General features: G+C 72.1%; 28 protein-coding genes and 5 tRNA genes. 25 read left to right on the top strand and 8 right to left on the bottom strand.

Features of this window, described 5'->3' with window-relative positions; all coding sequences use genetic code 11:
- Nucleotides 1-141: 141 nt before the first annotated feature.
- The 6 genes from ACGF5U_RS06610 to ACGF5U_RS06585 all read left to right on the top strand — a co-directional run bounded on the left by ACGF5U_RS06610 (nt 142) and on the right by ACGF5U_RS06585 (nt 1463).
- Nucleotides 142-861 carry an HAD family hydrolase gene (locus ACGF5U_RS06610; protein ID WP_392710856.1) on the top strand — a complete coding sequence of 240 codons (720 nt, stop codon included), beginning with the start codon at nt 142-144 and terminating at the stop codon, nt 859-861.
- A gap of 90 nt (nt 862-951) precedes the next feature.
- A tRNA-Gln gene (locus ACGF5U_RS06605) sits at nt 952-1023 on the top strand.
- A gap of 21 nt (nt 1024-1044) precedes the next feature.
- A tRNA-Glu gene (locus tag ACGF5U_RS06600) sits at nt 1045-1117 on the top strand.
- 85 nt (nt 1118-1202) lie between these two features.
- Nucleotides 1203-1278, top strand: a tRNA-Glu gene (locus tag ACGF5U_RS06595).
- Nucleotides 1279-1296: 18 nt separating this feature from the next.
- A tRNA-Gln gene (locus ACGF5U_RS06590) sits at nt 1297-1368 on the top strand.
- Nucleotides 1369-1390: 22 nt separating this feature from the next.
- A tRNA-Glu gene (locus ACGF5U_RS06585) sits at nt 1391-1463 on the top strand.
- Between the two features lie 138 nt (nt 1464-1601).
- Here the strand turns inward: ACGF5U_RS06585 and ndgR are convergent.
- Entirely contained in the window at nt 1602-2318 is a 717-nt protein-coding gene (gene ndgR, locus ACGF5U_RS06580) for an IclR family transcriptional regulator NdgR (protein WP_031074615.1), read from the bottom strand.
- Between the two features lie 198 nt (nt 2319-2516).
- Here ndgR and leuC point away from each other — a divergent pair, with 198 nt between their 5' ends.
- The 4 genes from leuC (at nt 2517) to ACGF5U_RS06560 (ending at nt 6109) form a co-directional block, all read left to right on the top strand.
- Nucleotides 2517-3947: a 3-isopropylmalate dehydratase large subunit gene (gene leuC, locus ACGF5U_RS06575; protein WP_392710855.1), complete on the top strand. Its 1431-nt coding sequence runs from the start codon at nt 2517-2519 to the stop codon at nt 3945-3947.
- Between the two features lie 6 nt (nt 3948-3953).
- Nucleotides 3954-4547: a 3-isopropylmalate dehydratase small subunit gene (leuD, locus tag ACGF5U_RS06570; RefSeq protein ID WP_392710854.1), complete on the top strand. Its 594-nt coding sequence runs from the start codon at nt 3954-3956 to the stop codon at nt 4545-4547.
- A gap of 523 nt (nt 4548-5070) precedes the next feature.
- Nucleotides 5071-5298 (top strand): hypothetical protein, encoded by a 228-nt coding sequence (locus tag ACGF5U_RS06565; protein ID WP_392710853.1) that lies wholly within the window; start codon nt 5071-5073, stop codon nt 5296-5298.
- Nucleotides 5299-5440: 142 nt separating this feature from the next.
- Nucleotides 5441-6109: an HU family DNA-binding protein gene (locus ACGF5U_RS06560; protein ID WP_392710852.1), complete on the top strand. Its 669-nt coding sequence runs from the start codon at nt 5441-5443 to the stop codon at nt 6107-6109.
- Between the two features lie 109 nt (nt 6110-6218).
- Here ACGF5U_RS06560 and ACGF5U_RS06555 read toward each other — a convergent pair whose 3' ends face one another.
- Both ACGF5U_RS06555 and cofC read right to left on the bottom strand, forming a co-directional pair.
- Nucleotides 6219-6422 (bottom strand): hypothetical protein, encoded by a 204-nt coding sequence (locus ACGF5U_RS06555; protein WP_392710851.1) that lies wholly within the window; start codon nt 6420-6422, stop codon nt 6219-6221.
- A gap of 10 nt (nt 6423-6432) precedes the next feature.
- Nucleotides 6433-7155, bottom strand: coding sequence for a 2-phospho-L-lactate guanylyltransferase (gene cofC / locus ACGF5U_RS06550; RefSeq protein ID WP_392710850.1), 723 nt, complete (start codon nt 7153-7155; stop codon nt 6433-6435).
- Nucleotides 7156-7303: 148 nt separating this feature from the next.
- Between cofC and ACGF5U_RS06545 the strand changes: the two genes are divergently transcribed.
- The 3 genes from ACGF5U_RS06545 to ACGF5U_RS06535 are packed head-to-tail and all read left to right on the top strand — an operon-like array spanning nt 7304 to nt 10246.
- Complete coding sequence (locus ACGF5U_RS06545) at nt 7304-8056, top strand: lysophospholipid acyltransferase family protein (RefSeq protein WP_392710849.1); 753 nt, start codon at nt 7304-7306, stop codon at nt 8054-8056.
- Entirely contained in the window at nt 8053-9063 is a 1011-nt protein-coding gene (locus ACGF5U_RS06540; RefSeq protein ID WP_392710848.1) for an NAD(P)H-dependent glycerol-3-phosphate dehydrogenase, read from the top strand. Before ACGF5U_RS06545 ends, ACGF5U_RS06540 begins: the two co-directional genes overlap by 4 nt.
- Before the next feature lie 34 nt (nt 9064-9097).
- A complete protein-coding gene (locus ACGF5U_RS06535; RefSeq protein WP_392710847.1) occupies nt 9098-10246 on the top strand; it encodes a D-alanine--D-alanine ligase family protein in 1149 nt (382 codons plus the stop codon).
- A 113-nt stretch (nt 10247-10359) separates the two neighbouring features.
- Here the strand turns inward: ACGF5U_RS06535 and ACGF5U_RS06530 are convergent, their stop codons facing one another.
- Both ACGF5U_RS06530 and ACGF5U_RS06525 read right to left on the bottom strand, forming a co-directional pair.
- The gene (locus ACGF5U_RS06530) at nt 10360-10842 is read right to left on the bottom strand and encodes a DUF3515 domain-containing protein (RefSeq protein WP_392711279.1); all 483 of its coding nucleotides are present in this window, start codon (nt 10840-10842) and stop codon (nt 10360-10362) included.
- A gap of 23 nt (nt 10843-10865) precedes the next feature.
- The gene (locus tag ACGF5U_RS06525; RefSeq protein WP_392710845.1) at nt 10866-11099 is read right to left on the bottom strand and encodes an Lrp/AsnC family transcriptional regulator; all 234 of its coding nucleotides are present in this window, start codon (nt 11097-11099) and stop codon (nt 10866-10868) included.
- 314 nt (nt 11100-11413) lie between these two features.
- Between ACGF5U_RS06525 and ACGF5U_RS06520 the strand changes: the two genes are divergently transcribed.
- A complete protein-coding gene (locus ACGF5U_RS06520; RefSeq protein ID WP_392710844.1) occupies nt 11414-12376 on the top strand; it encodes a thiamine-phosphate kinase in 963 nt (320 codons plus the stop codon).
- Nucleotides 12373-13173, top strand: a complete 801-nt coding sequence (gene thiD / locus ACGF5U_RS06515) for a bifunctional hydroxymethylpyrimidine kinase/phosphomethylpyrimidine kinase (RefSeq protein WP_392710843.1) — start codon at nt 12373-12375, stop codon at nt 13171-13173. Before ACGF5U_RS06520 ends, thiD begins: the two co-directional genes overlap by 4 nt.
- Nucleotides 13174-13352: 179 nt before the next feature.
- On the opposite strand, the gene rpmB is transcribed toward thiD, so the two are convergent.
- Nucleotides 13353-13538 carry a 50S ribosomal protein L28 gene (gene rpmB, locus ACGF5U_RS06510; protein ID WP_003957616.1) on the bottom strand — a complete coding sequence of 62 codons (186 nt, stop codon included), beginning with the start codon at nt 13536-13538 and terminating at the stop codon, nt 13353-13355.
- Nucleotides 13539-13778: 240 nt separating this feature from the next.
- On the opposite strand from rpmB, the gene ACGF5U_RS06505 reads away from it, so the two are divergent.
- The 9 genes from ACGF5U_RS06505 (at nt 13779) to mutM (ending at nt 23061) form a co-directional block, all read left to right on the top strand.
- Nucleotides 13779-15539 (top strand): DAK2 domain-containing protein, encoded by a 1761-nt coding sequence (locus ACGF5U_RS06505; protein ID WP_392710841.1) that lies wholly within the window; start codon nt 13779-13781, stop codon nt 15537-15539.
- 27 nt (nt 15540-15566) lie between these two features.
- A complete protein-coding gene (gene recG / locus ACGF5U_RS06500; protein ID WP_392710840.1) occupies nt 15567-17873 on the top strand; it encodes an ATP-dependent DNA helicase RecG in 2307 nt (768 codons plus the stop codon).
- Nucleotides 17874-17944: 71 nt separating this feature from the next.
- Nucleotides 17945-18529: a 16S rRNA (guanine(966)-N(2))-methyltransferase RsmD gene (gene rsmD / locus ACGF5U_RS06495; protein WP_392710839.1), complete on the top strand. Its 585-nt coding sequence runs from the start codon at nt 17945-17947 to the stop codon at nt 18527-18529.
- Nucleotides 18526-19035 carry a pantetheine-phosphate adenylyltransferase gene (coaD, locus tag ACGF5U_RS06490; protein ID WP_392710838.1) on the top strand — a complete coding sequence of 170 codons (510 nt, stop codon included), beginning with the start codon at nt 18526-18528 and terminating at the stop codon, nt 19033-19035. The genes rsmD and coaD overlap by 4 nt, the downstream gene beginning before the upstream one ends.
- A gap of 125 nt (nt 19036-19160) precedes the next feature.
- Entirely contained in the window at nt 19161-20249 is a 1089-nt protein-coding gene (locus ACGF5U_RS06485) for an ATP synthase F0 subunit B (RefSeq protein WP_392710837.1), read from the top strand.
- Between the two features lie 193 nt (nt 20250-20442).
- Nucleotides 20443-21057 carry a YceD family protein gene (locus ACGF5U_RS06480; RefSeq protein ID WP_392710836.1) on the top strand — a complete coding sequence of 205 codons (615 nt, stop codon included), beginning with the start codon at nt 20443-20445 and terminating at the stop codon, nt 21055-21057.
- 2 nt (nt 21058-21059) lie between these two features.
- Complete coding sequence (rpmF, locus tag ACGF5U_RS06475; protein WP_026165248.1) at nt 21060-21233, top strand: 50S ribosomal protein L32; 174 nt, start codon at nt 21060-21062, stop codon at nt 21231-21233.
- Nucleotides 21234-21240: 7 nt separating this feature from the next.
- Nucleotides 21241-22104 (top strand): ribonuclease III, encoded by an 864-nt coding sequence (gene rnc, locus ACGF5U_RS06470; RefSeq protein ID WP_392710834.1) that lies wholly within the window; start codon nt 21241-21243, stop codon nt 22102-22104.
- Between the two features lie 75 nt (nt 22105-22179).
- A complete protein-coding gene (gene mutM, locus ACGF5U_RS06465; protein WP_392710833.1) occupies nt 22180-23061 on the top strand; it encodes a bifunctional DNA-formamidopyrimidine glycosylase/DNA-(apurinic or apyrimidinic site) lyase in 882 nt (293 codons plus the stop codon).
- Here mutM and ACGF5U_RS06460 read toward each other — a convergent pair.
- Nucleotides 23013-23441, bottom strand: a complete 429-nt coding sequence (locus ACGF5U_RS06460) for a winged helix-turn-helix transcriptional regulator (RefSeq protein WP_392710832.1) — start codon at nt 23439-23441, stop codon at nt 23013-23015. The two genes, mutM and ACGF5U_RS06460, sit on opposite strands and share 49 nt — an antisense overlap.
- Nucleotides 23442-23629: 188 nt before the next feature.
- Between ACGF5U_RS06460 and ACGF5U_RS06455 the strand changes: the two genes are divergently transcribed.
- On the top strand, nt 23630-24214 hold the full coding sequence (locus tag ACGF5U_RS06455) for a flavodoxin family protein (protein ID WP_392710831.1): 585 nt from the start codon (nt 23630-23632) through the stop codon (nt 24212-24214).
- Nucleotides 24215-24384: 170 nt separating this feature from the next.
- Here ACGF5U_RS06455 and ACGF5U_RS06450 read toward each other — a convergent pair whose 3' ends face one another.
- Nucleotides 24385-25278: a CAP domain-containing protein gene (locus ACGF5U_RS06450; RefSeq protein WP_392710830.1), complete on the bottom strand. Its 894-nt coding sequence runs from the start codon at nt 25276-25278 to the stop codon at nt 24385-24387.
- Nucleotides 25279-25451 lie beyond the last annotated feature (173 nt).

The following is a 25451-nucleotide window of genomic DNA, read 5'->3' as shown; positions in this document are numbered from 1 at the left end:
GGGGCGGCGCTCCCCACCCCCGGGGACCGCCGCCCCTTCGCCATGCCCGACCCGCCGCCGCGCCCGCCCCCTCCCGCCGAGACCCCGCCGGAGCCCGCCCGGACCCCCGGCAGGGGGCCGTCTCGGCGGTACCGTCGGGGCATGGTGATCCGCGCCGTCCTCTGGGACATCGACGACACGATCTTCGACTACGCGAGCGCCGACCGTGCCGGTATGCGGCGCCATCTGCGGGACGAGGGGCTGAGCGGGGCGTTCAGCGGCGTGGAGCAGGCCATCGCGCGCTGGCGGGAGGCCACCGCGCTGCACTGGGCGCGGTTCGCCGCCGGGGAGACGACCTGGGAGGAGCAGCGGCGCGACCGGGTGCGCACCTTCCTGGGCACGCCCGTGAGCGACACCGAGGCGGACGCCTGGTTCGCGCGCTACCTGGCGCACTACGAGGCCGCCTGGGAACTCTTCCCCGACACCCTGCCCGTACTGGACGTCCTCGCCGCCGAGTACCGCCACGGCGTGCTGTCGAACTCGTCCCTGCACAACCAGGACCGCAAGCTGCGCGTGCTGGGCGTACGCGACCGGTTCGAGGCCGTCGTCTGCGCGGCCGAGCTCGGCGTGTCCAAGCCCGAGGCGGCCGCGTTCCACGCCGCGTGCGAGGCGCTGGGCCTGCCGCCGGCCGAGGTCGCGTACGTCGGCGACCAGCCCGACATCGACGCCCGGGGCGCCACGGAGGCGGGGCTGCGCGGGGTGTGGCTGGACCGTCTCGGCCTCGGCGGCCGCCCCGAGCTGCAGAGGATCACGAGCCTCGACCAGCTCCCCGGACTGCTGCGCGGGGATACCCGTTTTGGAGCGCCGGAGACCTTCGGGTAATGTTCTTCCTGCGCCGAGGGGAGCGGGCCGAAAGGGCCGGGATCCGGAAGCGCAAGCCGAACAAGATCTCCCTCGGGGGTTGCGTTCTGGTGGCCTATGGTGTAATTGGCAGCACGACTGATTCTGGTTCAGTTAGTCTAGGTTCGAGTCCTGGTAGGCCAGCTCGCAGAGCTCATCTGCAAAGCCCCCGTTGTGTAGCGGCCTAGCACGCTGCCCTCTCAAGGCAGTAGCGCCGGTTCGAATCCGGTCGGGGGTACAGATCCATCCCGTGGGATCATCAGGGTCGCTCCCGGTGGTACCAAGGTGACAACATCCGGCTCAGGCCGGATGGGATCGCTAGGGCCCCCGTTGTGTAGCGGCCTAGCACGCCGCCCTCTCAAGGCGGTAGCGCCGGTTCGAATCCGGTCGGGGGTACCAACTGGTCTCAACCACCAGTGGCCTATGGTGTAATTGGCAGCACGACTGATTCTGGTTCAGTTAGTCTAGGTTCGAGTCCTGGTAGGCCAGCTGGATCATGAAAATGATCCATGCCCCCGTTGTGTAGCGGCCTAGCACGCCGCCCTCTCAAGGCGGTAGCGCCGGTTCGAATCCGGTCGGGGGTACAACAAGAGAAGCCCTCCCCAACAGGGGAGGGCTTCTTCGTCGTGCCCGGCACGGGGCGGACACAACTCCGGCCCACCGCTGCGGCGTTGAAGCGGTGAGCCGGAGTTGGCAGCAGGAACATGGACATCACGACCCGGTCAGCCGGACCGGCGCAGCGCCTCCGTCAGGCGGCCGGCCGCGTCGATGACCGCCTGGGCGTGCATACGCCCCGGGTGGCGGGTCAGTCGCTCGATCGGGCCCGACACCGACACGGCGGCCACCACGCGGTTCGAGGGGCCCCGTACGGGCGCCGACACCGACGCCACACCCGGCTCCCGCTCACCGATCGACTGGGCCCAGCCGCGGCGCCGTACGCCCGACAGGGCCGTCGCCGTGAAACGGGCGCCCTGCAGGCCCCTGTGCAGCCGCTCCGGCTCCTCCCAGGCCATCAGGATCTGCGCGGAAGAGCCGGCCTTCATGGTGAGCGTGGAGCCGACCGGCACGGTGTCCCGCAGACCGGACAGCCGCTCGGCCGCGGCGACGCAGATACGCATGTCGCCCTGGCGCCGGTACAGCTGGGCGCTCTCGCCCGTCACATCGCGCAGATGCGTCAGTACCGGCCCCGCCGTGGCCAGCAGCCGGTCCTCACCGGCCGCGGCGGCCAGCTCGGCCAGTCGCGGGCCCAGGATGAACCGGCCCTGCATGTCCCTCGCCACCATCCGGTGGTGTTCCAGTGCCACGGCAAGGCGGTGTGCCGTGGGTCGTGCGAGCCCGGTCGCCGCGACCAGCCCGGCGAGGGTGGCCGGACCGGACTCCAGAGCGCTCAGAACCAGAGCTGCCTTGTCGAGAACGCCGACGCCGCTAGAGTTGTCCATGCAACGATACTCACGTCTCACTCTGTGAAACGCAAGTTCAATTTTCCCGGGATCTTGCCAACCTGTAGGGGCGGCCCGCGACCAACGGGTCCGCAGTCGGCGTCCGGCACGTGGGACACGTGGGTCACGTGTGGTGCGGACGCAGGCCCCACACATCTCTAGATGCGCCGGCGCACCAGGCCGGCCGGAGGGAAAGCGATGGGTAGGACACTCGCGGAGAAGGTCTGGGACGACCATGTCGTCCGGCGCGCCGAGGGCGAGCCCGACCTCCTCTTCATCGATCTGCACCTGCTGCACGAGGTGACCAGCCCCCAGGCCTTCGACGGTCTGCGCAAGAGCGGCCGGCAGGTGCGGCGCCTCGACCTCACCATCGCTACCGAGGACCACAACACCCCCACCCTCGACATCGACAAGCCCATCGCCGACCCGGTCTCCCGCGTCCAGCTGGAGACCCTGCGCAAGAACTGCGCCGAGTTCGGTGTCCGGCTGCACCCGCTGGGCGATGTCGAGCAGGGTGTCGTCCACGTCGTGGGACCGCAGCTGGGACTGACCCAGCCCGGCACCACCGTGGTCTGCGGCGACTCGCACACCTCCACGCACGGCGCCTTCGGCGCGCTCGCGTTCGGCATCGGCACCTCCCAGGTCGAGCATGTGCTGGCCACCCAGACGCTGCCCATGGCCCGCCCCAAGACGATGGCCATCACCATCGAAGGGGAGCTGCCCGACGGCGTCACCGCCAAGGACCTCATCCTGGCGATCATCGCGAAGATCGGCACCGGCGGCGGCCAGGGCTACGTCCTGGAGTACCGGGGCTCCGCCATCGAGAAACTCTCGATGGAGGCCCGGATGACCATCTGCAACATGTCCATCGAGGCCGGCGCCCGCGCGGGCATGATCGCCCCCGACGACACCACCTTCGCCTATCTGAAGGGCCGCGCCCACGCGCCCGAGGGCGAGGACTGGGACGCGGCGGTCGCCTACTGGAAGACGCTGCGCACCGACGACGACGCCGTGTTCGACGCGGAGGTCGTCATCGACGCCGCCGAGCTGGCCCCGTTCGTCACCTGGGGCACCAACCCCGGCCAGGGCGCGCCGCTTTCGGCGTCCGTCCCCGACCCGGCTTCGTACGAAGACGCTTCGGAGCGCCTGGCCGCCGAAAACGCCCTGAAGTACATGGGGTTGACCGCCGGGCAGCCGCTGCGGGACATCAAGGTCGACACCGTCTTCGTAGGCTCCTGCACCAACGGGCGCATCGAGGACCTGCGCGCCGCCGCCGCCGTCCTGGACGGCCGCAAAGTCGCCGACGGCGTGCGCATGCTGGTCGTTCCCGGCTCCGTCCGCGTCGCCCTCCAGGCCGTCGACGAGGGCCTCGACAAGGTCTTCACCGGCGCCGGAGCCGAATGGCGGCACGCGGGCTGCTCCATGTGCCTGGGCATGAACCCCGACCAACTGGCGCCCGGCGAGCGCTCCGCGTCCACCTCCAACCGCAACTTCGAAGGCAGGCAAGGCAAGGGCGGCCGCACCCACCTCGTCTCGCCCCAGGTCGCCGCCGCCACCGCGGTGCTGGGCCACCTGGCCTCCCCGGCCGACCTGTCCGACGCCGTCGTCACCACTCCCGCGGGGGTCTGAGGAGCCATGGAAGCTTTCACCACGCACACCGGCCGCGCGGTTCCGCTGCGCCGCAGCAACGTCGACACCGACCAGATCATCCCCGCGCACTGGCTGAAGAAGGTCACCCGGGACGGCTTCGAGGACGGGCTGTTCGAGGCCTGGCGCAAGGACCCCGAGTTCGTCCTCAACCGGCCCGAGCGGCAGGGCGCCACGGTCCTGGTCGCCGGCCCCGACTTCGGCACCGGCTCCTCGCGCGAGCACGCCGTCTGGGCCCTGCAGAACTACGGTTTCCAGGCCGTCGTCTCCTCCCGGTTCGCCGACATCTTCCGGGGCAACTCGCTGAAGAACGGCCTGCTCACGGTGGTCCTCGACCAGAAGACCGTGGACGCGCTGTGGGAGCTGACCGAGGCCGACCCGCAGGCCGAGATCACCGTCGACCTGGTCGCCCGGCAGGTCCGCGCCGAAGGCGTCACCGCCGACTTCGAGCTGGACGAGAACGCCCGCTGGCGGCTGCTCAACGGCCTGGACGACATCAGCATCACGCTCCAGAACGAGCAGGACATCGCCGCGTACGAGGCGAAGCGCCCCTCGTTCAAGCCGCGCACCCTGCCCGTCTGACCCTTCCGCCGCGCCCTTCCCGGGGCGTGCGCCCCCGGCGGGCCCCGCTCCCGCCCCGCGACACCCGGTGCCCCCGGCCGAACCCCGGCCGGGGGCACCGCCGCGTCCGGGCTCGCGTGCCGTGTCCGCGCCGGATCCGTGCCGTGTCCGCGCCGGATCCGTGCCGTGTCCGCGCCGGATCCGTGCCGTGTCCGCGCCGGATCCGTGACACCGGCCGGACCGGAGGCCGTCGCTCTCGCACGCGTATGCCGTCCATCGCGCGTTGGCGTGAAACTGCCCCTCCCGGCGGCCGTTCGACCCGCCGCGCGGCCATCCGGCTGACATGGCCCGAAGTCGTGCGACGGCCCGTCCGAGGCCCTTCCCAAGGGGCCGCCTGAGCGGTCAACCGCGTTTGCGACCAGGGGATTTGGGCACCCGCACCGTGTCGGAGCCAGGGCGGTGAGCCGAGCCCCGAAAGCCTGTGGGAGCAAGCCAGTTACCCCCTACGGAGGCGACAACTCGCCCCAGATGGCACAATCGGCGCATGGAACGCGACAGCCAACTCGAGCTCTACGAGGCCGTCGCCGCCCGGCTGAAAGAAGCGCACACCCGTGTGCGCGCACTGCAAGTCCCGGAGGGCGTAAGGATGGCGCTGTCCCGGAAGCTGTTGGTCGTCACGGCAGCGGCGAAGCACGATCTCGCGGACGCCGCAAGGCGTCTGGACCGGTTGATGAAGGACCTCGACGAGGGCCGATTCCCTGAAGGGGACTGACACCCGAACTCCGACGGAAGCCGACTTCGTTGCGGCACTAGGGTGATTAGCCCGTTTCGTGTTTGATTTGCGGTATATATCTGCCTAACGTGCGAAAAAGCTTGAACACTTTCGTTCCGGCAATGTCTCCGAAGGGGAAGACGTGAACAAGGCGCAGCTCGTAGAAGCGATTGCCGACAAGATGGGCGGCCGTCAGAACGCCGCGGACGCCGTCGACGCGGTACTCGACGCCATCGTCCGTGCCGTGGTCGGCGGCGACCGGGTCTCGGTCACCGGCTTCGGCTCGTTCGAGAAGGTCGAGCGTCCGGCCCGGTACGCCCGCAACCCCCAGACCGGTGAGCGGGTGCGGGTCAAGAAGACCTCCGTGCCGCGCTTCCGCGCAGGTCAGGGCTTCAAGGACCTGGTCAGCGGCTCGAAGAAGCTGCCCAAGGGCGGCGAGGTCGCCGTCAAGAAGGCGCCCAAGGGCAGCCTTTCGGGCCCCCCGCCCACCATCTCCAAGGCCGCGGGCAAGAAGGCCGCCGCCAAGAAGACCACCGCCGCGGCGAAGAAGGCCGCCGCGAAGAAGACCACGCCCGCCGCCAAGAAGACCACCGCCGCGGCGAAGAAGACCACCGCCAAGAAGGCCGCACCGGCCAAGAAGACCACCACGGCCAAGGCCGCACCGGCGAAGAAGACCACCGCGGCGGCCAAGAAGACCACCGCGAAGAAGACCGCCCCGGCGAAGAAGGCCACGGCGAAGAAGGCGCCCGCCAAGAAGACCACGGCGCGCAAGACCACCGCCAAGAAGACCACCACCGCGCGCAAGAAGTAAGCCGCGCACGGGCAAAGGGCCACTCACACGCCGGGCCGGGCTCCCCTCAGGGAGCCCGGCCCGCGGTGTGTCGGCCCCCGGCGGCGCACAGCACCCCCGGCGGCGGCGCTCACAACGTCTGCAACGTCACCAGGGTGATCCGCAGGGAGTCGCCCCGCCCCTCCGTCTCGATCCGCACCCGCTGCCCCGGCCGCAGCAGGAGCAGCCCGCCCGCGTCGAAGGCCTCGCGGCCGAAGTCCACCGGGGTGCCGTCATCGAGCAGCACACTCCCGGTGCGGGAATCGGGGTCGTACGTGTACGCGGTCGCCTGCATGCACCGCAGCCTAGCGGCCGCCCGGGGCGCTCGCGCCGCCCGGCCGCCCCGCCCGGCACCGTCCGGCCGTGTGCGGACCCACTCCCAGCGCCAGCGCCGCCCGCAGGTCGTCGCCCGTGTCCACGTCCTGCCGTACGGAAGCCACCCCCGCCAGCAGGATTTCCACCGCGCCCGACGACAAATGCCGCCGGCGCGACGCACCTCCGAAAGCCGGACGCAATTCAATTCCGGGGCCGGCCGTCAGTAATGTCGTACCGATTTCGGCGGCATCCGTCAGAAAAGCTCGCGGAAATCGCCCCGCCGCCGCCAGGACCCGGGCCAGTTCCCCCGGCCGCAGCGCCGGCAGATCGGCGTTGAGGGCCGCGACCGGCGCCCCCGGCCGCCGCTCCCTGGCCCGCTCGGCCCCGTACGCCAGTGCGGCGTTGAGCCCCGCCGCCGGACGGTCGGGGACGGCACTGGCGCCCAGCGCGGCCAGTGTGACGGCGGCCACCCGGTCGTCCGTGACGACCACCACATCCCGTACCGCCGGGCAGGCGAGCGCCGCCGCCACCGTGTCCTGGGCGAACGCCAGCGCGAGCCCCGGCCGCTCCCCGGGGCCGGCCGCCGAGGCAAGCCTGCTCTTCGCCAGGGCAAGGGGTTTCAGGGGAATCACCACTGACCAGGGGCCCGTGCCGGCCGCCGGCGCGACGAGGCCGACGGCGTGGTCCGCGACGCGCTCTCCGTCCTTGTGCATCCCGCACATTGTGGCGCGGCCGCGTCGCGGGCAGGGGCGCCGCCACCGGAACCGGGGCGTACGGTGTTCTCGACAGACCAGGGGCCTGGGGCGACACTTGACCCCCGGCAAGACGAGATCCACAGCAGTCCCACAGGAAGGTGCGCGAGTGTCCCGCCGCAGAATCGGCTTCTGGTACCGCCTGGCGGCGGTCATCGCAAAACCGCCGCTGGTGGTTCTGTTCAAGCGGGACTGGCGGGGAATGGAGCACATTCCGGCCGAAGGCGGATTCATCACCGCCGTCAACCACAACTCGTACCTGGATCCCCTGTCGTACGCGCACTTCCAGTACAACACCGGACGGGTTCCGCGTCTCCTGGCGAAAGCCGGACTCTTCAAGGCCCCGTTCGTGGGGATGATGCTCCGCGGTACCGGGCAGATCCCCGTCTACCGCGAGACCACCAACGCCCTGGACGCCTTCCGGGCCGCGGTCGCCGCCATCGAACGCGGCGAGTGCGTCGCCTTCTACCCCGAGGGCACCCTCACCCGCGACCCGGACATGTGGCCCATGGCGGGCAAGACAGGCGCCGCCCGCGTCGCCCTCCTCACCAAGGTGCCGGTCATCCCGGTCGCCCAGTGGGGCGCCAACCTGGCGATGCCGCCGTACGCCAGGGAGAAGAAGCTCCGTCTCCTCCCCCGCAAGACCCTGACGGTGCTGGCAGGACCGCCCGTCGACCTCTCCCGGTTCTACGACCGGGAACCCACCCCCGACCTGCTGCGCGAGGCGACCGAGGAGATCATGGCCGCCATCACCGCGCTGCTGGAGGAGGTACGGGGCGAGAAGGCCCCCGACAAGCCGTACGACCACCGCAGGGCCCGGCTGGAACAGCGCCGCAGGGCCGCAGGGGAGGAAGCCAAGTGACACGCCCCGTCAAGGCAGCCGTCTTCGGAACCGGCTCGTGGGGTACGGCCTTCGGCATGGTGCTCGCCGACGCCGGCTGCGACGTGACCCTCTGGGGCCGCAGGCCCGAGATCGCCGAGGCCGTCAACACCACCCGGACCAACCCGGACTACTTCCCCGGGGTCGAACTCCCGGCGTCGGTCCGCGCCACCACCGACCCGGCCGAGGCCGCCGCGGACGCCGACTTCACCGTACTGGCCATCCCCTCGCAGACGCTCCGCGGCAACCTCGCCGCGTGGGCGCCGAAGCTCGCCCCCCACACCGTCCTCGTCTCCCTGATGAAGGGCATCGAACTCGGCACCGCCAAGCGGATGAGCGAGGTCATCGGAGAGGTCGCCGAGGTGCCCCAGGACCGCGTCGCCGTGGTCACGGGACCCAACCTCGCCAAGGAGATCGTCGCCCGCATGCCCGCCGCCGCCGTCGTCGCCTGCGCCGACGAGGCCGTGGCGCGGCGCCTCCAGGCGGCCTGCCACACCCCGTACTTCCGCCCGTACACCAACACCGACGTCGTCGGCTGCGAGCTCGGCGGCGCCGTCAAGAACGTCATCGGGCTGGCCGTAGGCATCGCCGACGGCATGGGCCTCGGCGACAACGCCAAGGGCTCGCTCATCACCCGCGGCCTCGCCGAGACCACCCGCCTCGGCCTCGCCATGGGCGCCGAACCGCTGACCTTCTCCGGACTCGCGGGCCTCGGCGACCTGGTCGCCACCTGCTCGTCCCCGCTGTCGCGGAACCACACGTTCGGTTTCAACCTCGGCAAGGGCATGACCCTGGAGGAGACCATCGCGGTCACCAGGCAGACCGCCGAGGGCGTCAAGTCCTGCGAGTCGGTGCTCGATCTGGCCCGCCGCCACGGCGTCGACATGCCCATCACGGAAACGGTCGTCGGCATCGTCCACGAGGGGAAGCCCCCGATGGTGGCGCTCAAGGAGCTGATGTCGCGCAGCGCCAAGCCCGAGCGGCGCTGACGCCGCCCCTACGAGCGGGTACGCTCATCGCGATATGAGCAGCGAGAACCTCCCCACCAGCCCCGGGCGTAAGCCGCGCGTGGCCGTCGTCTTCGGCGGACGCAGCTCCGAGCACGCCATCTCCGTCGTCACGGCCGGCGCCGTCCTGCGCGCCATCGACCGGACGAAGTACGACGTGCTCCCCATCGGCATCACCACGGACGGCCGCTGGGCGCTGACCGCCGACGCGCCGGAGCGGATGGCCATCGCCGACCGCGCGCTGCCGAGCGTCGCCGACCTCGCCGAACCCGGCGATGGCAGCGTCGTCCTGTCCGCCGACCCCACCAGTCGCGAGGTCCTCTACACGGAGCCCAGCTCCGTACCGAAGGCACTCGGCGAGGTCGACGTCGTCTTCCCGGTGCTGCACGGCCCGTACGGCGAGGACGGCACCCTGCAGGGCCTGCTGGAGCTCGCCGGTGTGCCCTATGTCGGCGCCGGGGTCCTCGCCTCGGCCGTCGGCCAGGACAAGGAGTACATGAAGCGGGTGTTCATCTCCTTCGGGCTGCCCGTCGGCCCGTACGAGGTGATCCGCCCCCGCGAGTGGGAGCAGGACCCCTCCGGCGCCCGCGCCAGGATCGTGGACTTCGCGGCGGAGCACGGCTGGCCGCTCTTCGTGAAGCCCGCCCGGGCCGGCTCCTCCATGGGCATCACCAAGGTCGACGACATCTCCGGTCTCGAACCGGCGATCGAGGAGGCCCGCCGGCACGACCCGAAGATCCTCGTCGAGTCGCTGCTCACGGGCCGCGAGATCGAGTGCGGGGTGCTGGAGTTCGAGGACGGCCCGCGCGCCAGCGCCCCCGCCTGGATCCCGCCCGTCACCGACCACGACTTCTACGACTTCGAGGCCAAGTACATCGACTCCGCGTCCGGTGTCGTGCCCGCGCCGATCACGCCCGAGCAGACCGAGGAGGTCCAGCGGCTGGCGATCGCCGCGTTCGACGCGGCGTCCTGCGAGGGCCTGGTCCGCGCGGACTTCTTCCTCACCGACGACGGCGAGTTCGTCATCAACGAGATCAACACGATGCCGGGCTTCACCCCGATCTCCATGTACCCGCGCATGTGGGAAGCGAGCGGCGTCGACTACCCGGAGCTCATCGACCGGCTGATCCAGGCGGCGCTGCGCCGCCCGACCGGCCTGCGCTAGCCCGACCGGCCCGCGCCGGCCGGACCGGTCCGCGACGCACACAGAGACCGAAGGCGACGCCCGCGGCCTGCGCGGGTGTCGCCTTCGGGGCGGCCGGAGGTTCGACGGAGCGGTCAGAGGCTCGACGGCACGGTCTTCTCGACGGGGCCGGCGAAAGCGGTGAGCGGGCCGGCGTCATGCGCGAACCGCTCGTCCAACGACACCTCCACGTACGCCGTGCGGTACGTGGTGGTGAACCGGGGGCCGGTGCCCTCCCGCCGCTCCAGCAGCCAGTCGACGCCGTCGGCCTCGACGGCCTGCGCCTGCGGATCGCTCATCCGGTCGGGCCGGGGGACCCCGCAGCGCAGTACGATCGCCCCGTCCCCCCACCCGGCGGTCAGCTCGGAACCCGGCTCCGGATCACTCCGGTCGAGTCCCGCGACGGTCTTCGGAAGCTCCTGGTACAGCGCGCGGCAGACGGCGGCCACCTCGGCCGACGGGCTGGGAACCGCGACCGGCGCCTGCGCGTCCGTGGGGAGGCAGCCCGCGGCCGCCAGCACCACGACGGTGGCAGCGGCGGCAGCGGCGGGCAGGCGGACAAGCCGGTGGGAAGACATCACCGGCCCAGGGTAGACGGGGGCTAGAGGTGGACGACCGGGCAGGTCAGAGTACGGGTGATGCCTTCCACTTGCTGGACCTTGGCGACCACCATCCGGCCGAGATCGTCGACCGTGTCGGCCTGTGCGCGCACGATCACGTCGTACGGACCCGTCACGTCCTCGGCCTGGATCACGCCGGGGATCTTCGAGATGAGTTCGGCGACCGTCGACGCCTTGCCCACCTCGGTCTGGATAAGGATGTACGCCTGTACCACGGAACCTCCAGGGCGGCCACGAGATTCATCCTGGGCTGGGAAGACCCAGGGAAGAAAGGGACGCCACGGTACCGCGTCGTCACGGGCCGCGGGGAGACCTGCGCGGCCCGGGGCGCCCGCAGCGTGGCGCACGCACGACAGAAGTTGACGGTCTCCTCGACGGTACCCACAGCAGTGACCGCTCGCGACCGCAACCACACGGGGGCAGAAGGGGCACGGACCGGCCCCGGCCAGCTGACGCGCACCCCAGGGGTGTCCGCCGGCGGGCGCGGGCCGTACGGTGCCTCCACGACGACATGGAGAGGTGAACCTCGGTGAAGGGCACTGTCGGCGAGCTGGGGGAGTTCGGGCTCATCAGGGAGCTCACCTCCCGGCTGACCACGACCCCGGCGGTACGGATCGGGCCGGGCGACGACGCGGCGGTCGTGGCCGCGCCCGACCGGCGCGTGGTCGCCAGCACGGACATCCTGCTGGAGGGCCGCCACTTCCGCCGCGACTGGTCCACCGCGTACGACGTCGGCCGCAAGGCCGCCGCGCAGAACCTCGCGGACATCGCCGCCATGGGCGCCGTCCCCACCGCGCTGCTGCTCGGCCTGGTCGTCCCCGCCGAACTGCCCGCGACCTGGCCCAGCGAACTCATGGACGGCCTGCGCGACGAGTGCCAGGTCGCCGGCGCGGCCGTCGTCGGCGGTGACGTCGTACGCGGCGAGACCATCACCGTCGCGATCACCGCGCTCGGCGACCTGCGCAACCACGAGCCCGTCACCCGGGGCGGCGCCCAGCCGGGCGACGTCGTCGCCTACACCGGCTGGCTCGGCTGGTCCGCCGCCGGATACGCCGTACTGTCCCGTGGCTTCCGCTCGCCGCGCGCCTTCGTGGAGGCGCACCGCCGGCCCGAACCGCCGTACCACGCGGGCCCCGCGGCGGCCGGGCTCGGCGCCACCGCCATGTGCGACGTCAGCGACGGCCTGATCGCCGACCTCCGCCACATCGCCGAGGCCAGCAAGGTCCGTATCGACCTGCGCTCCGGGCTGATCGACATCCCCACGCAGATGAACGACATCGGCCAGGCCGTCGGCGTCGACCCGCTGCAGTGGGTGCTCACCGGGGGAGAGGACCACGCGATCGTGGCGACCTTCCCGCCCGATGTGAAGCTGCCCGCCCGCTGGAAGGTCATCGGCGAGGTCCTCAACCCCTCGGCGCTGCCCCAGGTGACCGTCGACGGCGCCCCCTGGACCAGCACCGGCGGCTGGGACCACTTCGGAGGACATGAGTGACCGCGCCACACGCGGCCCCGCCCCGGGTGCTGACCGTCGCCGGATCCGACTCGGGCGGCGGCGCCGGCATCCAGGCCGACCTGAAGACCATGCTCGCCCTCGGCGTGCACGGCATGAGCGTGATCACCGCCGTCACCGCGCAGAACTCCCAGGGCGTCCAGGGCGCCTGGGAACTGCCCGGAGAAGCGGTGCGCGCCCAGTTCCGCAGCGTCGTGGACGACATCGGCGTGCAGGCCGTGAAGACCGGGATGCTGGCGTCGGCGCCGCTCGTCGAGACGGTGGCGGACCTGCTGTCCGGCATGGACGCCCCCGTGGTGGTCGACCCCGTCGGGGTGTCCAAGCACGGGGACGATCTGCTCGCGGCGTCCGCGCTGGACTCGGTCCGCACCCGGCTGCTGCCCGCCGCGACCGTCGCCACCCCGAACCTGGACGAAGTGGCACGGCTGACCGGAGTGATCGTGCGGTCGGAGGACGATCTGCGGACGGCCGCCCACGCGATCCTGGAGTTCGGGCCCCGCTGGGCCCTCGTCAAGGGCGGTCACCTGGCGGGCGACGCGGTCGATCTGCTGACCGACGGGCGGCAGGAGCACTGGCTGCGCGCCCCGCGCCACGACAACCGGCACACCCACGGCACCGGCTGCACCCTCGCCTCGGCCGTGGCCGCCGGGCTGGCCCGGGGCATGGACGTGCCGGACGCGGTCCGCGCGGCGAAGGAGTACGTGACCGGCGCCATCGCGGCCGGGTTCGCGCTCGGTGCCGGCATCGGCCCGGTCGACCACGGCTGGCGGCTGCGCTGACCCGCACCGGAAGAGCCCCCGGCCACGCCGGGGGCTCTTCCGGGTTCCGGGTACGGCGGTCGGCGGCTCTCCCGGTGTCGCGGCTCTCCCGGTGTCCGGGTACGGCGAAAAGCCGGCCCACCGAGGTGGACCGGCTTTCAAGGCAACCGCAGAGGCTGCGCTACGACGAAACGTCGCGGTTAGCGCGAGACCTTGCCGGCCTTGATGCACGAGGTGCAGACGTTGAGCCGCTTCGGCGTCCGACCGACCACGGCACGCACGCGCTGGATGTTGGGGTTCCAGCGACGAGACGTACGGCGGTGCGAGTGCGAAATGTTGTTGCCGAAGCCCGGCCCCTTGCCGCAGACGTCGCAGTTGGCAGCCACGGGTCACTCCAAAGACTTCAGATGCACTTACAGTGAAATCCGGCGAGCCGGAATCAGGTCGTAGTGACTGAAGTGGCGTTGCCGGGGGAATGGCCCGACTTTCATCGGGCAACCGGAGCAGCATACAACGGCTGCCTCGGTAGAACGAAACTACCACGGTCCGCCCGCCCCCCGCCTCGGCCCCGGGCCCGCCCCGGGGTCTACCCTGCGGTGCAGCCCACGCGCGAGGAGGATCACCAGGTGCCGCAGTCCCTTGACTCCTCGGTGGTCCGCACGTGGTGCTCGCTGGCGCTCGACGCGCTCGGCCGGGAGCGCGAGGAGATCGACGCGATCAATGTCTATCCGGTCGCGGACGGTGACACCGGCACCAACCTGTACCTGACCGTGGAGTCCGCCCGCCAGGCCGTCGAGGCGCTGTTCGCCGACGACGAGGCCGGTCTCTCCTCGCCCGGTCGGGCCCCCGGCTCCGGCCCCCGCTCCGACCGGGATCCCGGCGCGGACTCCGATCCGACCTCCGGCGGGGACTCCGATCCGACCTCCGGCGGGGACTCCGCCCCGACCTCCGGCGCGGACTCCGACCGGGCCCCCGGCTCCGGCTCCGGCCAGGCTCCCGCGCCCGCCGACGCGGTACGCGCCATGGCGCACGGCGCCCTGATCGGCGCCCGGGGCAACTCCGGGACCATCCTGTCCCAGCTGCTGCGCGGCATGGCCGAGGTGCTCGCCGAAGGACAGCGGGCCGAACACCTCGCCAGGGCGCTGCGCAGGGCCTCCGACTCGGCCAGGGACGCCGTCGCCCACCCCGTCGAGGGCACCATCCTGAGCGTGGCCGCCGCTGCGGCGTCCCGGGCCCCCGAGGACGGCACCGACCTGGTGGCGGTCGCCCGCGCCGCGTACGAGGGCGCCCGCACCGCCCTGGAGGCCACTCCCGGGCAGCTCGCCGTCCTGGAGCGGGCCGGCGTCGTGGACGCGGGCGGGCGCGGCCTGGTCACCGTGCTGGGCGCGCTGGTCGAGGCGGTGTCGGGGGAGGCGCCGGTGCGCTCCCCGCGCCCGCAGCCCCACGTGGTGGCCCCGCACGAGGACCCGTGCGCGGCCCCGGGCGGACCGGCGTACGAGGTGATCTACCTCCTGGAGGCCGACGACACCGCCGTGGCCCGGCTGCGGGACCGGCTCGACGCGCTCGGCGACTCGCTCGTCGTCGTCGGCGGCGACGGCCTGTGGAACGTCCACGTCCACGTGGACGACGCGGGCGCGGCCGTCGAGGCGGGCGTCGAGGCGGGCCGCCCGTACCGGATCCGCATCACCCACTTCGCGACGGACACGGCCGCCCCCGCCGAGCCGACCCAGCGGGCCGTGGTGGCCGTCGTCCCCGGTGAGGGGCTCGCCGCGCTCTGCGAAGAGGCCGGCGCCACGACCGTGCTGGTCCGGCCCGGCCGGGCCCCGGCCAGCGGCGAACTGGTCGACGCGATCCGCCGCGCCCACGCGCGCGAGGTCGTCCTCCTGCCGAACGCCGCCGAGTGGCGGCACACCGCGGCGGCCGCCGCCGAACAGGCCCGCACCGAAGGCGTCCGCGTCGCGCTCATCCCCACCCGGGCCGCCGTCCAGGGCATCGCCGCGCTCGCCGTCCACGCGCCCGACCGGCGGTTCGACGAGGACGTCGTCGCCATGACCGCCGCCGCCGGCGCCACCCGCTACGGCGAACTGGCCGTGGCCGAACGCCAGTCGTTCACCTCGGCGGGCGTGTGCCAGGCGGGCGACGTCCTCGGTCTCATCGACGGCGACGTGGCCGTGATCGGCCAGGACCTCACGGACACCGCCGTCACGGTGCTCGACCGGATGCTCTCGGCGGGCGGCGAACTCGTCACCCTCGTCCTCGCCGACGACGCGCCCCCGGCCCTCGCCGGGCGCCTGGAGACCCACGTACGCGAACACCACCTGGCCGTCGACACCTGCGTCTACCACGGCGGCCGCCAGTCCGCCCCGCTCCTGATCGGCGTCGAATAGCGCCGACTGTCAGCGGCGTGGTGTGCAATGGCAGTGTCGACCGGGGACGCTCCCGGACCTGGACGCGCGAGGAGGGCCGCCCCTGTGCTGAGTGATCCGTTGAAGAAGGTCCTCGGACCCGCCACCGCCAAGGTGATGGCCGAGCACCTCGACCTCCACACGGTCGGCGACCTGCTCCACCACTACCCCCGGCGGTACGCGGAGCGTGGCGAGCTGACCGCGCTCGCCGACCTGCCGCTGGACGAGCACGTCACCGTCGTCGCGCAGGTCGCGGACGCCCGCGTGCACACGTTCAGCGGATCCAGGGGCCGGGGCCAGCGGCTCGAGGTGACGATCACCGACGGCAGCGGCCGCCTGCAACTGGTCTTCTTCGGCAAGGGCGTCCACAAGCCGCACAAGGACCTGCTGCCCGGCACCCGCGCGATGTTCGCCGGCAAGGTCTCCCTGTTCAACCGCAAGCTCCAGCTCGCGCACCCCGCCTACGAACTGCTCCGAGGCGACGGCGACCAGGCCGTGGACGCCTGGGCCGGAGCCCTCATCCCGATCTACCCGGCCACCACCAAACTGGAGTCCTGGAAGATCGCCAAAGCCGTCGACGCGGTCCTGCCCCTCGCCGTGGAGGCGGTCGACCCGCTGCCCCCCGCGCTGCGCGAGGGCCGGGGCCTCACCGACCTCCCGGACGCCCTGCGCAAGGTCCACAGGCCGCGCACCAAGGCCGAGATCGAGGACGCCCGCGAGCGGCTCAAGTGGGACGAGGCGTTCGTGCTCCAGGTCGCCCTGGCCCGCCGCCGGTACGCCGACACCCAGCTGCCCGCCGTCGCCCGGAAACCCGAGCCGGGCGGCCTGCTGGACGCCTTCGACGCCCGGCTGCCCTTCACCCTCACCGACGGACAGCGGGCGGTCTCCCAGGAGATTTTCGACGACCTCGCCACCGAACACCCCATGCACCGCCTCCTCCAGGGCGAGGTCGGCTCCGGCAAGACCATGGTCGCGCTGCGCGCCATGCTCGCCGTGGTCGACGCGGGCGGCCAGGCGGCCATGCTCGCCCCCACCGAGGTCCTCGCCCAGCAGCACCACCGGTCCATCACCGAGATGATGGGCGACCTCGCCGACGGCGGGATGCTCGGGGGCGCCGAACAGGCCACCAAGGTCGTGCTGCTCACCGGCTCCATGGGCGCGGCGGCCCGCCGTCAGGCGCTGCTCGACCTGGTCACCGGCGAGGCCGGCATCGTCATCGGCACGCACGCGCTGATCCAGGACAAGGTCACGTTCCACGACCTCGGACTGGTCGTCGTCGACGAACAGCACCGCTTCGGCGTCGAACAGCGCGACGCCCTCCGGGGCAAGGGCCACTCCCAGGGGGAGAGGCGGACCCCGCACCTGCTCGTCATGACCGCCACGCCCATCCCGCGCACGGTCGCCATGACCGTCTTCGGCGACCTGGAGACCTCCGTCCTGGACCAGCTCCCGGCCGGCCGGTCGCCGATCGCCAGCCATGTCGTCCCGGCCGCCGACAAGCCGCACTTCCTGTCCCGGGCCTGGCAGCGGGTCCGCGAGGAGGTCGAGAACGGCCACCAGGCGTATGTCGTCTGCCCCCGCATCGGCGACGGCGACGACGAGCCGGGGAAGAAGACCCCGAACACGCCGAACACGCCGAACACCCCGAAGGCCCCGAACAGCTCGAAGGCCCCTTCGTCCCCGGAGGACATGGCGGAGAAGCGCCCGCCGCTCGCCGTCCTCGACGTCGCCGACCAGCTCGCCAAGGGCCCGCTCGCCGGTCTGCGTGTCGAGGCGCTGCACGGCAGGATGCACCCCGACGACAAGGACGCCGTGATGCGCCGCTTCGCCGCAGGCGAGGCCGACGTGCTCGTCGCGACCACGGTCATCGAGGTCGGCGTCAACGTCCCGAACGCCACGGTCATGGTCATCATGGACGCGGACCGGTTCGGCGTGTCCCAACTCCACCAGCTGCGCGGCCGGGTCGGCCGGGGCTCCGCGCCCGGCCTGTGCCTGCTCGTCTCCGAGATGCCCGAGGCGAGCCCCGCCAGGCAGCGGCTCGCCGCCGTCGCCGCCACCCTCGACGGCTTCGAGCTGTCCCGTATCGACCTCGAACAGCGCCGCGAGGGCGACGTGCTCGGCCAGGCCCAGTCGGGCGCCCGCTCCTCGCTGCGGATGCTCGCCGTCATCGAGGACGAGGAGGTCATCGCCGCCGCCCGCGCCGAGGCCACCGCCGTCGTCGCCGCCGACCCGGACCTGGAGCACCTGCCCGAACTGCGCACGGCGCTGGACGCCCTGCTCGACAAGGAGCGGGAGGAGTTCCTGGACAAGGGCTGACACGCCGGGCCCGCCACCGGGCCATATCGTGGAGGCAAGCTCTCCCGCGAAGGACGAAGGACTCACCACAGATGACCCGCGTGATCGCCGGCACGGCCGGCGGGCGCCGCCTGGCCGTGCCGCCCGGCAACGGCACCCGCCCCACATCGGACCGCGCGCGCGAGGGCCTGTTCTCCACCTGGCAGGCGCTCATCGGCACACTCCACGGCATCCGGGTCGCCGACCTGTACGCCGGTTCCGGCGCCGTCGGCCTGGAGGCGCTCTCGCGCGGAGCCTCCCACGCCCTGCTGGTGGAGGCCGACGCCCGGGCCGCCCGCACGGTCCGCGAGAACGTCCGGGCGCTCGGCCTGCCGGGCGCGGAGGTCCGCACCGGCAAAGCGGAGCAGATCGTGACGGGTCCGGCGCCGACCGCCCCGTACGACGCGGTGTTCCTCGACCCGCCGTACGCCGTACCGGACGACGATCTTCGCGAGATCCTCCTCACACTCCGCTCTCAGGGCTGGCTCACGGACGACGCCCTCGTCACCGTGGAGCGCAGCACCAGAGGCGGAGAATTCGGCTGGCCGGAGGGATTCGAACCACTGCGGGCCCGTCGCTACGGCGAGGGAACGTTTTGGTACGGTCGCGCCGCCTCTACGTGCGAAGACGCACCATGACCGGACCGGAGAGCGAGGGACTTCAGTTGCGCCGAGCAGTCTGTCCGGGGTCGTTCGACCCCATCACCAACGGACATCTCGACATCATCGCCCGCGCCTCCAAGCTGTACGACGTCGTCCACGTCGCGGTGATGATCAACCAGTCAAAGAAGGGCCTGTTCACCGTCGAGGAGCGGATGGACATGATCCGCCGTGTGACGGCCGAGTACGACAACGTCGTGGTCGAGTCCCACCACGGGCTGCTGGTCGACTTCTGCAAGGAGCGCGAGATCCCCGCCATCGTCAAGGGGCTGCGCGCCGTCAGCGACTTCGACTACGAGCTCCAGATGGCCCAGATGAACAACGGCCTCACGGGCGTGGAGACCCTCTTCGTGCCCACCAACCCCACCTACAGCTTCCTGTCGTCCTCGCTGGTCAAGGAGGTCGCCGCCTGGGGCGGAGACGTCTCCCACCTGCTCCCGCCGATCGTCCACGAGGCGCTCTCCGCCCGCCTGCGCGAGAAGTGATCCCCCGCGATGACCCACCGGCGTGATCCACTGACGATCCGTCACTTGGTGTCGGGCGGGGGCCGACTGGCCGTACAGTCGTCCCGTCCGTCTCCAATCCGGCTGTAGAGAGTGACGAGCACACGGTGGACGTGCAGAAGAAGCTCGACGAGATCGTCGCGGTGGTCGAAAACGCCCGGTCCATGCCCATGTCGGCCTCCTGCGTGGTCAACCGCGCCGAGCTGCTCTCGCTGCTCGAAGAGGTACGCCAGGCCCTGCCCGACTCGCTGGCCGAGGCCCAGGAGCTGATCGGCGGCCGCCGGCAGCTGGTCGAGCAGGCCCGCCACGAGGCCGAGCGGATCATCGAGGCCGCCCACGCCGAGCGCGGCTCACTGATCTCCGACACCCAGGTCGCCCGGCAGTCCCAGGAGGAGGCCGACCGGATCCTCGCCGTCGCCCGCCAGGAGGCCGAGGAGATCCGCGCGGAGGCCGACGAGTACGTCGACTCCAAGCTCGCCAACTTCGAGGTCGTCCTCACCAAGACCATCGGCTCCGTGGACCGGGGCCGCGAGAAGCTGCTCGGCCGGGGCCCCGGGCTCGACGAGCACGGCTACGCCGACGAGGACGCCCCCGAGTACAGCGCCGACCCGCAGACGCTCATCCAGCGCGCCGACGAGTACGTCGACGCCAAGCTCGGCGCCTTCGAGGCGGTCCTCAGCAAGACCCTGGACGCGGTCGGCCGGGGCCGGCAGAAGCTGCACGGCCGGATCGCCACCGACGCCCTCGGTGAGCACATGGCGGCCCAGGACGCCGCCGGCGACCCGCGGCAGCACACCAGCGACGCCGACTACCTGGCCGGCCTCGCCGAGCTCGCCGACCCCGACCCGCAGCCCCAGCAGCAGCCCGTGCCGCAGGAGCCCGACCCGTACGCCGCCTACCCGCAGCCGCAGCAGCCGCCCCAGCCGCAGCACCAGCCGCAGGACGCCTACGCGTACCAGCAGGACCCCTACGCCGCATACCAGCAGCAGGGCTACGACCAGGGGTACGAGCAGACCTACGACCAGGGCTACGCCCAGCAGGCCGACCCCTACGCCGCCTACGGGCAGCCGCAGGCCCAGCACCCCGGCCAGCCGGTGCCGCAGCCCCAGCAGGGCGCGGCCCTGGACGAGACCAGCTTCTTCGACACCAGCATGATCGACATGGAGGAGCTGCGCCGCTACGAGCAGGGCCGCTGACCCGCCGCCCCCGGCCGCCCACCGGCCCGGATTGGGCTGTGGGCGAAGCGTCCAGTATCCTGGCTCTTCGGTCGCGAGTACGTCCGCGATCCCGGCTGCCCGCTTCGGCCCCCGATGCGAACGGGGCGGCCCCCCACACGATCCGAAAGCAGGAAAAGCCCTGAGTACGCGCCTCGACCACCGCAACCCCCTCGTGTTCGACACGCACGAGCTGGGGCGGCGTCCCGGTGCTCTCCAGCGGCTGTCCCGCTCCGTCGACGCCCCCGCCGATCTCGGTGTCGAAGGGGTCATCGGCGTACCGGAGGGCTCGCCCGTCGAGCTGGAGCTCCGCCTCGAGTCCGTCATGGAAGGGGTGCTTGTCACAGGCACCGCCCGTGCGGCCGCCGAGGGGGAGTGCGTAAGGTGTCTGGAGCCGCTGCGCCAAGAGGTCGCGGCGGACTTCCAGGAGATGTTCTCGTACCCCGACGCCGACGACCGGGGCCGCAGCAGGCAGGCGGCCCCCGACAAAGAGGTCGTCGACGCCGAGGACGAGGACATGATCCCCCTCGAGGACGGCATGTTCGACCTCGAACCCGTGCTGCGCGATGCGGTGGTGCTCGCACTGCCGATGCAGCCGGTGTGCCGGGAGGACTGCGCCGGACTGTGTCCCGAATGCGGGGCCGGTCTGAACGACGACCCGGACCACCACCATGACGCCGTCGACATTCGTTGGGCGGCACTGCAGGGACTCGCCGATTCACTCGGAACCGGCGAGAAGGACAACATGAGCGGCGCCGAAGCGGGCGTCGACGAGAAGCAGGAGAAGTAGCCGTGGCTGTTCCGAAGCGGAAGATGTCGCGCAGCAACACGCGCCACCGCCGGTCGCAGTGGAAGGCTGCGGTCCCCACCCTGGTTTCGTGTGAGCGTTGCCAGGAGCCGAAGCAGCAGCACATCGCGTGCCCGAGCTGCGGCACGTACAACAAGCGCCAGGTCCTCGAGGTCTGAGCGGCTGGTGAGAGGCACCGTGTCTGGCCAGAAAATGGCGGATGACGCCAAGAAGCAGGCGGAGAACACGGCCTCGTCCCACACGCTTCTGGAAGGGCGGCTCGGCTACCAGCTCGAGTCCGCCCTTCTGGTGCGTGCGCTGACCCACCGTTCCTACGCGTACGAGAACGGCGGCCTGCCCACCAACGAGCGCCTGGAGTTCCTCGGGGACTCCGTGCTCGGCCTGGTGGTCACGGACACGCTGTACCGCAACCACCCGGACCTGCCGGAAGGCCAGCTCGCCAAGCTGCGGGCCGCGGTGGTCAACTCACGTGCGCTGGCGGAGGTCGGCCGTGGCCTCGATCTGGGCTCCTTCATCCGGCTTGGCCGGGGCGAAGAGGGCACCGGAGGCCGGGACAAGGCTTCCATCCTCGCCGACACCCTTGAAGCGGTGATCGGTGCGGTCTATCTCGACCAGGGCCTCGAAGCGGCGTCCGAGCTGGTGCACCGGCTCTTCGACCCGCTGATCGAGCAGTCCTCGAACCTCGGCGCCGGCCTGGACTGGAAGACCAGCCTCCAGGAGCTGACCGCGGCCGAGGGCCTCGGCGTTCCGGAGTACCTGGTCACCGAGACAGGACCGGACCACGAGAAGACCTTCACTGCTGCTGCCCGCGTCGGTGGTGTCTCGTACGGCACCGGCACCGGCCGCAGCAAGAAGGAAGCGGAGCAGCAGGCAGCGGAGTCCGCGTGGCGGGCCATCCGCGCCGCCGCGGACGAGCGGGAGGCAGCGGCGAAGGCCGCGGCCGAGGCGGGGGAAGAGGCCGCCGACATCTCTTCCGCCCCTGTGGCTCCCGAGCCCGCCCAGGCTCCGGCGGACACGGCCTCGGCCTGACCGCTCACGCTTCCGACCCCGTCGCACATCCGGTGCGGCGGGGTTTTCCCACCCCGTGCGCCAACGAGGAGTCCCGTGCCCGAGCTGCCCGAGGTCGAAGTCGTACGGCGGGGCCTGGAGCGCTGGGTGAGCGGCCGGACCGTCGCCGACGTCGAGGTGCTCCACCCCCGGGCCGTACGGCGGCACGTGGCGGGCGCCGAGGACTTCGCGGCCCGGCTGAAGGGCCACCGCTTCGGGCCGGCCCACCGGCGCGGCAAGTACCTGTGGCTGCCGCTGGAGGACGCCGACGCGTCCGTACTCGGCCACCTCGGCATGAGCGGCCAGCTCCTCGTACAGCCGGAGTCCGCGCCCGACGAGAAGCACCTGCGGATCCGCGTCCGCTTCGCCGACACGCTCGGCACCGAGCTCCGCTTCGTCGACCAGCGCACCTTCGGCGGGCTCTCGCTGCACGACAACACCCCCGATGGGCTGCCGGACGTCATCGCGCACATCGCCCGCGACCCGCTGGACCCCGCCTTCGACGAGGCGGCCTTCCACGCCGCCCTGCGGCTGCGGCGTACGACGATCAAGCGGGCCCTGCTCGACCAGTCGCTGATCAGCGGCGTCGGCAACATCTACGCGGACGAGGCGCTGTGGCGCGCCCGGCTGCACTACGACCGGCCCACGGCGAGCCTCACCCGCCCCCGCTCCGCCGAACTGCTCGGCCACGTCCGGGACGTGATGACGGCCGCCCTCGCCGTCGGCGGGACCAGCTTCGACAGCCTGTACGTGAACGTGAACGGCGAGTCCGGCTACTTCGACCGGTCCCTGGACGCCTACGGGCGGGAGGGCGAGCCGTGCCGCCGCTGCGGCACACCGATGCGCCGCCGCGCCTGGATGAACAGGTCCAGCTACTTCTGCCCGCGCTGTCAGCGGGCGCCGAGGGTCTCCGCGGTCGCCCCGCGCTCCTCGTCGTAACGCTCGCGGGCCGCCAGCACCTCCGGCATGCGGCCCTCCACGAGGTGGATCAGGCCGAGCAGCCGTTCGGCGACGTCCCGGCCGAGCGGTGTGAGTTCGTAGTCCACGCGCGGCGGGTTCGTCGGCTGTGCCTCGCGGTGCACCAGGCCGTCGCGCTCCAGCGCGTGCAGCGTCTGGGAGAGCATCTTCTCGCTCACCCCGTCGACCCGGCGCCGCAGCTCGTTGAAGCGGAGGCTGCCCTCGTAGAGCGCTCCCAGTGTGAGCCCGCCCCAGCGCCCCGTCACATGCTCCAGCGTGCCGCGCGACGGGCACCGCTTGGCGAACACGTCGAAGGGGAGTTCGTCGTCGTCCACGGTCACCTCTGCCGCCGCTGCTTCCATACCTCCACCATACGCCGCCACAGCGCTAACGCGAGGGTTGCGCTTTCCAAAAGTTAGTGCTTTTCTTCTGGTGTCCGCCGGCGGTCGACCACGGCCCGCCGGAGCCGTCGCCGTATCCGCGCACTCACGTCGTCACGCGGTCGACGCGGTCGCGTACGAGCGCACTCGCCGAACCAGGAGACCTCCCCATGACCACGCCCGTCATCTCGATCGCCTACCACTCCGGCTACGGCCACACCGCCGTCCTCGCCGAGGCCGTCCGCGCGGGCGCCGCCGCCGCCGGTGCGACCGTCCACCTGGTCAGCGTCGACGCGCTCACCGACAGCGAGTGGGAACTCCTCGACGGCTCCGACGCGATCGTCTTCGGGTCGCCCACCTACATGGGCACCGCCTCCGGCGCCTTCCACGCCTTCGCCGAGGCCAGCTCCAAGCGCTGGCTCAGCGACGCCTGGCGGGACAAGCTCGCCGCCGGCTTCACCAACTCCGCCTCCAAGAACGGCGACAAGCTGCACACCCTGCAGTTCTTCCAGATCCTCGCCGGCCAGCACGGCATGCACTGGGTGAACCTCGGCCTGAAGCCCGGCTGGAACAGCAGCACGGCGTCCGAGAACGACCTCAACCGCCTCGGCGTCTTCGCCGGCGCCGCCGCCCAGACCAACAACGACGAGGGCCCCGACGGCGTGCACAAGGCCGACATCGCGACCGCCGAGCACCTCGGCCGGCGCGTTGCCGAGACCGCCCGCACGTTCCGCGCAGGCCGCACCGCCGCCTGACGCCACCGCCCTCCGGCGCCCCGCCCGTCCGCCTCCACACGGGCGCGGACGCCGGACGCGCGGCGCGCGGTGCGCGGTGCCGACGCGGACGCAGGGCGCGCGGCGCGCAGTGCGAAGGGGCCCCGTCACCGAGTGGTGACGGGGCCCCTTCGTCTACGGGTGCGCCGGGGTCAGAAGCCGAAGTTCTGCGTCCACCACGGGCCGCCGTCGCCGTAGTGCACGCCGACGCCCAGCCGGGTGTAGTCGCAGTTCAGGATGTTCGCGCGGTGGCCGTCGCTGTTCATCCAGGACTCCATCACCGCGGCGGCGTCCGCCTGGCCGCGTGCGATGTTCTCGGCGCCAAGGCCCTCGACGCCCGCCTGCGCGGCCCGGTCCCACGGGCCGTCGCCGTCCGGGTCCGTGTGCGAGAAGAAGTCGCGGGCCGCCATGTCCTTGCTGAACGCCCCGGCGAGCGACGCCAGCGGGGACGAGGCCCGCACCGGGGAGCAGCCCACCTTGGCGCGCTCCGCGTTGACCAGCTGGAGCACCGCCGCCTCGGCGGCCTCCTCACGGCTGAGCGCGGCCTCGACCGTCTGCACGGGGGCCGGGGCGGTCGTACGGGGCGGGGCCGGCGTCGGAGTGGCGCTCTTCGTCCGGGGGGCCGCCGGGGCCTTGGACGGTGTGGCCGGCGCCGACGACGGGGGAGTCGGCTTCGGCGACGGCGACTTCGACGGAGCGGCGGGGCTCTTGGCGGTGCGGCTCGGAGAGGTGGAGGGCAGTGCGGTGGGCGTGGGGCTCGCGTCGCCCTGCGTGTTCAGCTCCGGGCCGCCGGTGCGTATCCGCTCGCCGGAGGAGTTGCCGCCCACCGTGTAGGTGTCGCCGCCCGGCAGCAGCCCGGAGGCGACCGCCACGGCGCCCATCGCCATCGCGGCGGACGCGCCGAGCAGCCCCGTGCGCACGGGAACCGAGCCGCGCTTCCTGCGGCGGGCGCCGCTCCGGCGCTCTGTCGCCGCCGAACCGGCCGCGTACTCGTCGGCGGCGGGCGCGGCCGCGGGTGTGGCGCCGGTGCGTCGGTGGCGTCCCATCTCCTCTGCCTTCCTGCTTCCTGTCGCGCGTTCCGCGCGGCCGTCGCGGTGTGCCGCTGGGTTTCGCTGGGTCCTGTGGGGCTCGGCCGAACGGGTGAGCCTCATTGCGTCGGGACTGTACGCCATGACGGGTGGGGCACAAGCGGCTCAGGAGTAATCGGTCGCTCAGCGGG

This window comes from Streptomyces sp. NPDC047886 (genome assembly GCF_043204435.1).
Classification (GTDB): Bacteria; Actinomycetota; Actinomycetes; order Streptomycetales; family Streptomycetaceae; genus Streptomyces.
This window is presented reverse-complemented; position numbering and strand designations above follow the sequence as displayed.